This is a genomic window from Carboxylicivirga sp. (assembly GCF_982718395.1).
This window is the reverse complement of record NZ_CEXQWX010000179.1, coordinates 1-11,829: the sequence shown is the minus strand read 5'-3', so window position 1 is coordinate 11,829 and position 11,829 is coordinate 1. Positions and strand designations below refer to the sequence as shown.

The following is an 11,829-nucleotide window of genomic DNA, read 5'->3' as shown; positions in this document are numbered from 1 at the left end:
AGAGTTAGTTTGGATGAATTAAGTTCTCAAACAAGGCAAAAATAATGCGAATAGCATCGCTATTTAAAGAGTTTTTGCAGAAGCATGAGAGCTTAAGTCGTCAAAATAAGCCAAAGGATAAAACTTAAACAGTTTCTAAATGTTGATGAAGATTTTCTTTCTTATTTTCATTAACAATGGATCGAAGGTTTTTTATTACTTTTATCAGCAATGAGCGTGTTGATTCGAAGGATATTTAATCGCAGAGGGCCTTTAGGTTATTTGGCAATTATCATTCTAATTGCTAGTAATATACATATAGCAAGTAGTCAAAATAATCGTCTGTCAATGGAGCAGTTCACAATTAAGGATGGACTGTCCAATAGTCATATTACAACCTTATTTCAGGATAGTAGAGGATATATTTGGGTCGGGACAACCGATGGGCTTAACCGGTATGATGGTTATAATTTTGTTGTTTACAGACATCATCCTTTAATTGATAGCACCATTGTTGGAAATTATGTGCAAGCAATCACCGAAACACCAGATGGAAACATTTGGATTGGAACCCGTAATAGTGGTATTGCAATCTGGCAAAAGAAGAATGGTAAATTTCTGAATATTGATAAAGAATCTGATCTTTTTAAAGCGCTTCGTGAATATGGTGTTTATGGGATGCAGGTTGATGAAAATAATGTTTGGATCAAAACCAGAAATGCAATTGCAAAAGTTAATCATCAGACCAAGGAATTTAAAAAGTACGATCATTATTCTTCCGTATTAAAAAAAGGAACCAGTGGCTCTTACCCTGTAGTTACTAAGAATGGTCAGGTATGGTTTGGCTCAAAAGATGGTATTCAGCACATAAAAAACAATGAAGGGAATATTCAACACATTATTACCGGGAATCCTCAGCAGCAGATTGAGGTAAGTAGCTTGGTACAGGCAGGCGATAGTACGCTGCTTGCCGGCTCAGCTAACGGTCTGTTTAAGTATCATCTGTTTGAAGGTACTGTTAGTCAGGTTTACAAGACTAATAACAGGTATGCTACAGAGGCAATAAATACCATATTGACATCAGCAGATGGAACTGTTTGGTTGGCAACACCAAAGGGCTTAATGTTTATGCGACCTCCATACGAAAGCTATTCTTCGTATGTGATTAACTCGAATATTGCAGATGCGTTCAGAAAGATATCAACAATATTGGTTGATGAAAGTGGTTTACTATGGATTGGTACCCGACAGGATGGTTTGTTTAAATTAGATCAAAAACCGTCAAAATTCTCTTCTATTGCGGCTAAAGATGATATGCAATACCCGATTGATTGTTTTGATTTTCAAGAGGTATATGTTGATGAGAAAAACAATTTATGGTTAGGCACATCACAAAAAGGAGTATATAGAATTAACCGGGAAACCAAACAATTTAGGCATTACAATATTTACCCACCATATATTGCAGAGGATGATCCATCTGTGAATTCATTGTTTAAAGACTCTAAGGAAAATATCTGGATAGGGACGGATGAAGGGGTATTTATATTGAAAAAGGGTGTAAATCGTATTACTGAGTTTGACTATACCAATAGCAGCGATTTTCGCTACCTGCTCAAGACAAATGTAATCAAGGATATCATTGAAGATCGACTTGGGCACATGTGGTTTGCAACACAGTTTGGACTTTATCGCTACGATGGAAATAGAATTACCAGTTACTGGGCCGATAATGAGACTGATTATGGATTGTGTGACGATGAAGTCAATGTGCTTTTTGAAGATGCTGACGGACTGATCTGGATTGGCACAAATAATGGAATAAATACATATAATGTTGCCTCTGAGTTATTCAGTACCTACAGAAATATGGTTGATCAGCCCAAGGTATTAAGTCATAATATAATATCGGCCTTTGCCGAAGATCACGATAAGATTGTTATTGGTACTCATTCAGGTTTGTCTTATTTTGATAAGAATACAAAAACAACTTCTTTCTGGCCACATGATGATTTAATTAATGGAAAGATATACGCTGTTGAAATAGATAATTATAATAGGATATGGGTGAGTAGCGGAATCGGTATTTCATCAATTATTCCTGGCACACCACCTTTCCATTATAATATTAATGATGGAGTTCCAGAGTATAATTTTAATATTGGTTCTTCATGTAAGTTTGGTGAGAGCGAATTATTCTTTGGAGGAGACAAGGGACTAACAATCATAAACTCGCAAGACGTTCCAACCAATATTAATAAGCCCAAAGTTGCAATTACTGGTGCCAAGGTATTCCGTAAGGGGAAAGAAATTCAGGATTATCAAGGTGAACTTTCAGAAATTAAGATGATTTATAAGCGCAATACGATGATTCAGGTTTCGTTCTCTGCGCTGGAGTTTACCTACCCATCTGCCAATACTTATCGGGTTAAACTGGAGGGACATGATGAAGGATGGCGGGATGTTACTTACCAGAATTTTGTTAATTTCTCTAATTTATCTCCTGGATTGTATACACTCAAGGTGAAAGGCTCAAATAATGATGGTGTATTGAGTCCTGATGAAGCCAGGCTTGTTATTGATGTTCAACCACCGTTATGGATGTCGGGTTATGCCTACGCCTTTTATATTATTTTCGGGGTATTACTGATCCAAACCTTGATCAACTATCGAATCAGAAATTACCGAAAGGCTTATAAGGCTCTGAATGAGAAGGCTTTGGATAAAAAGAAAATTGAGCTGCAGAAAGAGAGTTTATCGCGGATCCATCAAAGCCTGACAGATAGTATCAGTTATGCAAAAAGGATACAGGAGGCAATGATACCATCAGAAGAAGCTGTCAAACAAATTATACCGGAATCATTTGTGTATTATCGTCCCAAAGATATTGTAAGTGGTGATTTTTATTGGACATACCGTTCTCTAAACAAAGTTTTTCTGGCTGCTGTTGATTGCACTGGCCACGGTGTGCCTGGAGCTTTTATGTCGATTATTGGATACGATTTACTTAAGAATATTGTTGAAATTCAGGAAGAACACTATCCTGAACGAATTTTAAACAAATTAAGTCGTGAAGTGGCTCTTACTTTTAAAAAGAATGGACAGGATGCATCGTTAAATAAGCAGAGTATTGATGATGGGATGGATATTGCCTTGGTGATGCTTGATGAAGAAAAGCAACTATTGCACTTTTCAGGAGCGATGAATCCCTTATATATTATCAGGGATAATGAAATTATGACTTACAAAGGCGATCGTTTTCCAATTGGATACTCCGATGGAGAAAGAGAATTGTCTTATACGCGGCAGGAGATAAAAGTGTATCCAAATGACGTGATATACTTATTCTCAGATGGATTTGCAGACCAATTTGGAGGTCCGGAAGGAAAAAAGTTTAAGTATCGTCGATTCCGTCACTTGCTTTTGAATATCCACAAGTTGCCAATTGATGATCAGAAAGCCATTCTGCACCAGAAGATGGAAGAATGGATGGGTACTGAATATGAACAGGTAGATGATATTCTTTTAATTGGGTTTCGTTTATAACATATACAAAAAAAGTCCGGTAATTACCGGACTTAAATATTCTGATGACTATCTATCTCTTAAACATTAAATCGGAAGTGCATGATATCACCATCCTGCACAACATATTCTTTTCCTTCCACACTCATCTTTCCAGCTTCCTTACAAGCCTGTTCTGAGCCTAACGCAACGAAGGTAGCGTACTTAATAACTTCAGCACGTATAAAACCCTTTTCGAAATCGGTGTGAATCACACCAGCTGCCTGAGGAGCTAAATAACCTTCATGGAATGTCCAGGCACGAACCTCTTTTTCACCAGCTGTAAAATAAGTTTGCAGACTAAGTAGTTTATATGCTGAACGAATAAGTTTTGCTACACCCGATTCGGTCAGACCCAAATCCTCAAGAAATTCCTGACGCTCTTCAAATGTTTCCAGTTCTGCAATTTCAGATTCTGTCTTTGCCGCAATTAAAAGGATTTCAGCATTTTCATCCTTAACAGCCTCCTTAACAGCCTCTACATGTTGGTTGCCATCAATCACAGCATCTTCATCCACATTACAAACATACATTACCGGTTTGTTGGTAAGCAGGTATAAATCCTTGGTAACTTTTTCCTCATGCTCCGTCAGTTCAACTGTACGAGCTGATTTACCGTTTTCAAAGGCTTCTTTGTATCGATATAGTACTTCAACCAGCTTCTTGGCATCAACATCCTTTGATGCTTTTGCAGCTTTCTCGGTCTTCTGGAGGCGTGCTTCCACTGTTTCCAAATCTTTGAACTGAAGCTCCAGGTCGATAATTTCTTTATCTCTTACCGGATCAACTGAGCCATCAACATGAGTGACATTGTCATCGTCAAAACAGCGTAATACGTGAATAATAGCATCTGTTTCACGAATGTTAGCCAGGAATTTATTTCCTAAGCCTTCGCCTTTACTGGCTCCTTTAACAAGACCTGCAATATCAACAATCTCAACGGTGGTTGGAACCACGCGTTGTGGCTTTACCAATTCCTCAAGTTTAACCAAACGATCGTCAGGTACAGTTATCACACCTACATTTGGCTCAATGGTGCAAAAAGGGAAATTTGCGGATTGAGCTTTTGCATTTGATAAGCAATTAAATAGGGTTGATTTTCCAACGTTGGGCAAACCAACGATTCCACACTGTAATGCCATTATATGATGTCTTAATTAGTTACTCTATTGTTTTTTGCGCTGCAAAAGTAGTTGTTTTTTAGTTAAAAGTATCAAGATGTGAGTATCAAGTATTAAGATGGTGGTATAGAGCTTAACATTACAATGTGCAAAAAAAGGATCGCATCTTTATGACCTGGATGGAAATAAAGATGCGATCCTTTTAGCTTGTGGCTAATGGCTTGAATCCATTAGCTATTTTATTTATTCACCAAATTCGCCAAATTCACCGTTTTGAAGAAACACAACACTCTTCTCAATTTCTTTGTACATGATTTTGTCTTCCTTTACAAAGTCAACGTATTCACGATACTGTGCTAAGAAATCTTCAAGGAATGGAGATGTTTTTGCAGGGCGACGGAAATCTATTGCCTGTGATGCATTAAACAGCTCTATAGCCAAAACGCGCTCTACGTTCTGTGCAATTTTTAGCGCTTTTGTTGCAGCATTTCCACCCATACTCACATGGTCTTCCTGCTCATTGGATGAAGGAATGCTATCAACAGATGATGGTGTTGCCATTTGCTTGTTTAAGCTCACGATAGATGCGGCCGAATATTGAGGAATCATAAATCCGCTATTTAAGCCAGGATTAGCCACAAGGAACTCTGGTAAACCGCGTTCACCAGAAATTAATCGGTATGTACGACGCTCTGAAATACTTCCTATCTCACTCATAGCTATTGATAAGAAATCCATTGCCAATGCCAATGGTTCTCCATGGAAATTACCACCAGAAACAATCATATCATCTTCAGGGAATACCATAGGGTTATCGGTTACAGAGTTGATTTCTGTCAAAACCACATTGGCTACATAGTTAATTGCATCTTTTATAGCACCGTGTACCTGTGGAACACAACGGAATGAATAAGGATCCTGAACGTGTTTCTTTTCACGCGTGATTAATTCACTTCCTTCTAAAATAGCTTTAATATTGCGCGCTGTTTCGATTTGTCCCTGGTGTGGACGAACAGTATGTAATTGCGGGAAGAAAGGTTCAATACGACCATCGAAAGCATCTAACGATGTAGCTGCAATGATATCTGCATACTTTGATAGGCGGAAGGCTTTCAACAAGGTGTAAACAGCATGCGAGCTCATAAACTGAGTTCCGTTCAATAAGGCTAAGCCTTCTTTTGCACCTAACTTAATAGGTTCCCAATTGTTTTCTGTCAATACATCAGCAGCTTTACGTAATTCACCTTTATAATGTACTTCTCCATGTCCGATGAGCGGAAGGAACAAGTGTGCAAGTGGAGCCAAATCACCCGAAGCCCCAAGTGAACCTTGTTCGAATACGATTGGGTAAATACCATTGTTAAAGAAATCACAAAGACGTTGAACTGTTTGTAGTTGAACTCCTGAGTTACCAAGGCTTAAGGCATGAATCTTTAGCATTAGCATCAACTTAACTACATCGCGTGGAACCTCACGTCCAATACCACAGGCATGGCTCATTACGAGATTTTCCTGAAGTTTGCTTAAGTCATCGGGTGAAATAGAGATATTGTGTAAAGCTCCAAATCCGGTATTAATACCATAAACCGGACCATTGTTATTAGCCACTTTATTATCGAGGTATTGCTTACAATGTTCGATACGTTGAACTGATTCATCAGAAATTTCCAGATGGTAACCCTCCGTTAAGATTGTTTCAATGATTTCGTATGATAGAGGTGCTGGTGATATTTGAAATGTCTTTTGCATGTCTTTTTAGCTTCTGGCTACTAACTATTTGCAGCCTGGTTGTTATTGCTTTCTATTGCTGGCGCAGATTTGTAATCTGTGCTAATTATTGTTGCGTGAGTACAGATTGCAAATCTGCACTAGCGGATGACTTTTAAAGTTAATGGTTGTTTGATGATTCTCCGTGTGCCTTCTTGTACTTAGCGGTTAAAATCTACATCCTGTAAATCTCCCGATAGCTGTCAGGGCTCTCCATCTTGTGAGATATTGCAGGCAGACAGGCTTTGCATCACGACAAAAGCATCTGCAATGCTCAGGGGCAACGGATATCGCCACCGAAGGAGATAAAAAGCTGTGTTCTGTTTTTTAATATTCTGCCCATAAAAAAGCGGGGTATGCAATAAGATGCTTACCCCGCAAACATAGAAAATTTCTTAATTAAATACTGATGACTTTAATCAATTCGTCAACGCTGATTTTGCTTTGTTCACCACTTTCCATATTCTTAACAGTAACCACATTGGCGTTACGCTCTTCTTCACCTGCCAGAAGAACAAATGGAATGTCTTTTTTATTGGCGTAGTTCATTTGTTTTTTCATCTTGACTGAGTCAGGGAATAATTCAGCATTGATCCCAGCTTTGCGAACTTCTGTTAAAATACGAAGGGCATACAACTCATCTTCGCCACCAAAGTTCACAAACATAGCGCGTGTTTTGGCTCCGTCGGCTTTAGGGAACAAATCCAACTGGTTCATTACATCGTAAATACGATCGGCACCAAACGAGATCCCAACGCCAGATACATCTTTTAGTCCAAAAATACCTGTTAAGTCGTCGTAACGACCACCACCCGTAATGCTGCCAATGCTCATATCCTTAGCTTTAACTTCGAATATAGCACCTGTATAATAGTTTAATCCGCGTGCCAAAGTCAAGTCAAGCTCAATTTCCAGGTCAAGTTGAAGAGCATCCAGATAATTCAACACCACTTCTAATTCGTCTACACCTTTTAGTCCCACTTCAGATGCAGCCAGTACCTCGCGAAGCTTGGCAATTTTGTCGCGGTTAGAACCGCTTAGCATAATGATTGGTTGGATGGTGTCAATTGCTTCCTGTGATAAACCTTTTGAAGCCAGTTCTTCATTCACTTTATCAAGGCCGATTTTGTCCAGTTTGTCTATTGCTACAGTAATATCTACAATCTTATCAGATGCATCAATAATTTCAGCAATGCCTGATAATACTTTTCTGTTGTTAAGCAATAAGGCCACGTTGATGTTAAGTAGTTGATACACTTCATCCACTATCTGAATCAACTCTACTTCGTTCAATAATGAATTACTACCCACAACATCAACATCGCACTGAAAGAACTCGCGGTAACGACCTTTTTGCGGACGGTCAGCACGCCAAACAGGTTGTATCTGGTAGCGTTTAAAAGGGAAACTAATCTCGTTTTGGTGCTGAACTACGAAGCGAGCGAACGGCACGGTTAAATCGTATCGCAAGCCTTTTTCACTGATTTGTGGAATTACCTTGTTTGAAGCTTTCTCGGCTAAGAGTTTTTCGTCAGCTTTTTTAAGATAATCGCCTGAATTTAGAATCTTAAATAATAGCTTGTCACCTTCTTCACCATATTTGCCAAGTAAGGTGCTCAGGTTTTCCATTGCTGGTGTCTCAATAGGCAAGTAACCATACTTTTGAAAGACTGACTTTACTGTATCGAAAATATAATTTCGTTTCACCATTTCGACTGGTGAAAAATCTCTTGTACCCTTTGGTATGCTAGGTTTCTGAGCCATATCTCATAATCTGTTTTGCTATTCGTAATATGCGGTTTCATAAACCGGGGCAAAGGTACTAAAAAGTAAAAACTTATATAATATGCAGAAAGGTGAAGACTACAGTTACATTGTATGACCGCAATCTTCTGCTAAAAGAGTATAATCATTTATAAAATAAAAGGGAATCTTCTGTCGGATTCCCTTTCTGACGTTAAGAATTTGATCTTTATTTTAGAACCTCATTGATAAACCAAGTTGGAAACTGTTGTTGTTAAGTCCGTTGTTAATATTGGTTAAACCCCATACTTGCTTTGCCTCGACTGTGACAAACAGGATATTAACTCCGGCCCCAACATAGGCAGGAATGTCATACCACTTGGCATTGTTGCTGTAAGGATTACCCGATTCGTCCACTTTAATGTTGAATCCAGATCCGGCAGAAGCGAATACTGGACCTACTTGTGCTTTTATTCCTAATGGTATACCAACATAGTTTAATGCGTAATCTCCGTTGTCGAGACTAGAGGTGCCAAGTTGCGAATACTCAATTCCAGTGCTAAAGTGTAAAAATGGAAATACTTTGGTATCGCGATAAGCTCCTACGTAAAAGCCAGATTTTGAGCTTCCAACTTTATTACCATCATCACTTAAGAAAGAGCTTTGGTAACCAGCTCTTATACCAACTTTTTTATCCTGTGCTACTAAAGTTGTATTTATTACACAAGCCAAAATTAGGCCTAGGGTCAAAATTGCTTTTTTCATGCTAAAGAATTTATATGTGAGCGTATGGTTTTATCAACTTTTATTCCCAAATGTGATAAAAAAAGCAAATTCATGTTATAGAATTATAAGGTGATTCAGGCAGGAAGGTAGCGGCTTTTTATGTTTGTGAGGATTCTCAAATTAAACAATTATGGCGCAAAATTTGTCTATAACACGATTGAATATAAACTTTAAAACTTGGATAAAATGTCAAATGCAACAACTGTTTTAGATGCAATGATGAAAGCAGGAAAACCAATGCGAACAGGAGAAATTGTTGAAGCAAGCGGTTTAGAAAAGAAAGATGTTGAAAAAGCAATGAAAGAGCTTAAGACGGAAGCTAAAATTGTTTCACCCAAAAGATGTTTTTGGGAACCTGCCAAATAAGATTGTAATTGTAGAGCCTTAACTTAAATAGCTTTAAGGCTCTTTTATTATTTATATTCTTCAGAAGAATTAATACAATTAAGGAGTACTTTAGTCAAATCTTCGTGTGACATTAATTTAAGCTTCTTCCTGATTCTTTTACGAGCTGCAAAAACACCATCGCTGGTGATATTTAGTTTTTCTGCAATTTGTTTACTATTGTAGTTAAGGGTAATATAATGACACACTTTAATATCATTGTTATTCAACGCAGGGTAGCGTTCAGATAACAGTTGATGCGTTGTTTGATAATTTTTCTCCTTGTTTTTGCGTCGCTCAGCTTCCAATTCTCTTTTTAATACTTTAATATTCTGTTGAAGGCGTAACTTTTCAATATCAACTGCACTTGTTACTCTTTGCACATGACCAACTAATAGCTTTTCTCCATCAAATGATTGATAATGAGTATGGAGCTTACAGGCAAAAAGTTCACCATGTTTTCGTTTACTTACATGACGTTCGTAGCTATTAATATTTAAATGTTCAGGGGTCATGATATCAGGATACAGGGCAACAAAATCCTCAGGCATTAGGTCTCTTAGATTGTATTTTCTCATATCATTAATTGAGGAATAGCCATATAATTCCAGCGCATAAGTATTGCATGAAACTATTTGCCCGTTTAACTGGGCAATAATAATTGCTTCATCTTCCTGATAATTAAGAATTTTGATATTCCTGTATTCCATAAGGAGTAAGTTTATGCTACAAAAATAAGGCAAAATGCGAGTTTGTACCACAATACTACCAATGGAATTTTTTTATCATTATTGTTAGAGCTATACTTTTGAATTATCAATAAGCCCACAAGTTTCCCGATTTATACCACGATATTTATCCTCCCAGAATTCTTTTGGGAGGATAAATTCTTTATGCCAGATCAACTAATTTTTTCAGATAAAATTGCCCTTCTTCTATTTGTTCCTCGCTTGGCGCCCAATCAGCAAAATGCTTATCATCATTAGGATTGTAAGGACCATCTTTAACTTCATAAACACAAGTGTCTTTCTCCAGAGCAACGATGGTGTGATAAGTACCTGGACTAATTTCTATACCATATACGTCAGAATTACGATCAAGAATGTGATGTTCAATAATATTCCCTGAATCATTAAATAAAACAACAAGCATTCGCCCTTTAAGTATGACAAAGGCTTCACGTTTATCCGGGCTTTCATGCTTGTGTGGTTGCACGTAACTGCCCGGTTGAACAACGTTTAACATGCGTTGCAAAAGGTCATTGTCAGAACGATGGAAATTATAATTTGTTCTTTTACGTGAAGACTCTAATGATTTTAGTGATAATCTATTAAGAAGCTTGTTGTCGATAATCATAGAATATATAATTAATACGCGTTGATGTACAAAAATACAACCGTTTATCAATTAATTTACATCATTAGTCACTAGGGAGTTAACTTTTGTGTGTTTAGTCGTAGAATCGGAATATTGATAGTGAATTAAATGAGTAACACAATATTAGTTGTAGACAATTCGCGCCTGGAAATAGAATTGATTTCTACAATTATCAAAAAAAATGAACCTTCTCGTTCCATTGTTACTGCTTGCAATGGGGAAGAAGCATGTAAGCAAGCCGTCAGGTACCAGCCCGACTTAATTATTATGGACTGGGAATTACCAACGATGAATGGACTTGAAGCATTGAAAGTGCTCAAGAAAAATGAGTTGACCAAAGATTTGCCTGTAATTTTATTGTCATGTGCGAAATATCCAGCAAAGGTCAAAGGGGCTTTTGCTGAAGGAGTTTCAGACTTTATGTCTAAGCCTGTAAATGAAGATGAATTGGTAGCTCGTTCCAATGCTGTATTAAAAAATTATACAACCTTTAAATCACTAAAAGAACAAACCAACCAGCTAACTATAGCAAATCTTAAAAACGAACGAATTCTTAAGTCAATATTACCCTGGCCCATTCTGACTAAAATTAAGGAATATGGTTCAATACCACCTAAAAGGTATAAGGATTGCGTTGCTATTTTTGTTGATATAGTTGATTTTACCACCAAAACAGGTAAAATGTCGCCTGCAGTTTTATTACGGGAATTGAATGAGTTGTTTAATGGTTTCGATAATGTAATAGATCAACACTACTGCACTCGTATTAAAACAGTAGGTGATGCTTATATTGCTGTATGTGGTATGTTTTACACATCTGCAGATATTGGTATAGAAGCGGCCTCAGCAGCTGTTAAGATACGGGAATATGTAATTAACCGTAATACGAATAGCGGGATAAAATGGGAAATAAAAATTGGCTTATATAATGGAGATATTATAGGCAGTTCAGTGAGTCCCAGCAATCTTAATTTCGATATTTTTGGTGAAACCGTTAATATGGCATCTCGCTTTCAGAATATGTGTGAACCTATGCAGATTAATGTTTCTGAGGGCCTAAGCAAATCGTTGTCGCAAGCTTATAAATTAATTACTCGTGTGCCCCGCA

At 37.5% G+C, this 11,829-nt stretch carries 9 protein-coding genes; 3 read left to right on the top strand and 6 right to left on the bottom strand.

Annotated features, from left to right (window positions below):
* The first annotated feature begins 327 nt into the window (after window positions 1-327).
* On the top strand, window positions 328-3,525 hold the full coding sequence (locus tag AC4MRQ_RS21970; RefSeq protein WP_491199875.1) for a ligand-binding sensor domain-containing protein: 3,198 nt from the start codon (window positions 328-330) through the stop codon (window positions 3,523-3,525).
* A gap of 59 nt (window positions 3,526-3,584) precedes the next feature.
* Here AC4MRQ_RS21970 and ychF read toward each other — a convergent pair whose 3' ends face one another.
* From ychF to AC4MRQ_RS21950, 4 genes are all read right to left on the bottom strand, one after another.
* Complete coding sequence (ychF, locus tag AC4MRQ_RS21965) at window positions 3,585-4,685, bottom strand: redox-regulated ATPase YchF (protein ID WP_491199874.1); 1,101 nt, start codon at window positions 4,683-4,685, stop codon at window positions 3,585-3,587.
* A gap of 222 nt (window positions 4,686-4,907) precedes the next feature.
* Window positions 4,908-6,413 (bottom strand): histidine ammonia-lyase, encoded by a 1,506-nt coding sequence (hutH, locus tag AC4MRQ_RS21960; RefSeq protein WP_491199873.1) that lies wholly within the window; start codon window positions 6,411-6,413, stop codon window positions 4,908-4,910.
* A gap of 417 nt (window positions 6,414-6,830) precedes the next feature.
* Window positions 6,831-8,195 (bottom strand): histidine--tRNA ligase, encoded by a 1,365-nt coding sequence (hisS, locus tag AC4MRQ_RS21955; protein WP_491199872.1) that lies wholly within the window; start codon window positions 8,193-8,195, stop codon window positions 6,831-6,833.
* 213 nt (window positions 8,196-8,408) lie between these two features.
* Window positions 8,409-8,939, bottom strand: coding sequence for a hypothetical protein (locus AC4MRQ_RS21950; RefSeq protein ID WP_491199871.1), 531 nt, complete (start codon window positions 8,937-8,939; stop codon window positions 8,409-8,411).
* Between the two features lie 207 nt (window positions 8,940-9,146).
* On the opposite strand from AC4MRQ_RS21950, the gene AC4MRQ_RS21945 reads away from it, so the two are divergent.
* Entirely contained in the window at window positions 9,147-9,326 is a 180-nt protein-coding gene (locus AC4MRQ_RS21945; protein ID WP_491199870.1) for a hypothetical protein, read from the top strand.
* Between the two features lie 47 nt (window positions 9,327-9,373).
* Here AC4MRQ_RS21945 and AC4MRQ_RS21940 read toward each other — a convergent pair whose 3' ends face one another.
* Both AC4MRQ_RS21940 and AC4MRQ_RS21935 read right to left on the bottom strand, forming a co-directional pair.
* A complete protein-coding gene (locus tag AC4MRQ_RS21940) occupies window positions 9,374-10,054 on the bottom strand; it encodes a PAS domain S-box protein (RefSeq protein ID WP_491199869.1) in 681 nt (226 codons plus the stop codon).
* Between the two features lie 181 nt (window positions 10,055-10,235).
* On the bottom strand, window positions 10,236-10,700 hold the full coding sequence (locus AC4MRQ_RS21935) for a WbuC family cupin fold metalloprotein (RefSeq protein WP_491199868.1): 465 nt from the start codon (window positions 10,698-10,700) through the stop codon (window positions 10,236-10,238).
* A 129-nt stretch (window positions 10,701-10,829) separates the two neighbouring features.
* On the opposite strand from AC4MRQ_RS21935, the gene AC4MRQ_RS21930 reads away from it, so the two are divergent.
* Window positions 10,830-11,829: adenylate/guanylate cyclase domain-containing protein (locus AC4MRQ_RS21930; RefSeq protein WP_491199867.1), on the top strand; the 1,000-nt coding region annotated here is incomplete at its 3' end.

Excerpts from the sequence above, each read along its gene's own strand:
- AC4MRQ_RS21970 (WP_491199875.1), top strand. The coding sequence starts at position 328 with ATGGAGCAGTTCACAATTAAGGATGGACTGTCCAATAGTCATATTACA.
- ychF (WP_491199874.1), bottom strand. The coding sequence starts at position 4,685 with ATGGCATTACAGTGTGGAATCGTTGGTTTGCCCAACGTTGGAAAATCA.
- hutH (WP_491199873.1), bottom strand. The coding sequence starts at position 6,413 with ATGCAAAAGACATTTCAAATATCACCAGCACCTCTATCATACGAAATC.
- hisS (WP_491199872.1), bottom strand. The coding sequence starts at position 8,195 with ATGGCTCAGAAACCTAGCATACCAAAGGGTACAAGAGATTTTTCACCA.
- AC4MRQ_RS21950 (WP_491199871.1), bottom strand. The coding sequence starts at position 8,939 with ATGAAAAAAGCAATTTTGACCCTAGGCCTAATTTTGGCTTGTGTAATA.
- AC4MRQ_RS21945 (WP_491199870.1), top strand. The coding sequence starts at position 9,147 with ATGTCAAATGCAACAACTGTTTTAGATGCAATGATGAAAGCAGGAAAA.
- AC4MRQ_RS21940 (WP_491199869.1), bottom strand. The coding sequence starts at position 10,054 with ATGGAATACAGGAATATCAAAATTCTTAATTATCAGGAAGATGAAGCA.
- AC4MRQ_RS21935 (WP_491199868.1), bottom strand. The coding sequence starts at position 10,700 with ATGATTATCGACAACAAGCTTCTTAATAGATTATCACTAAAATCATTA.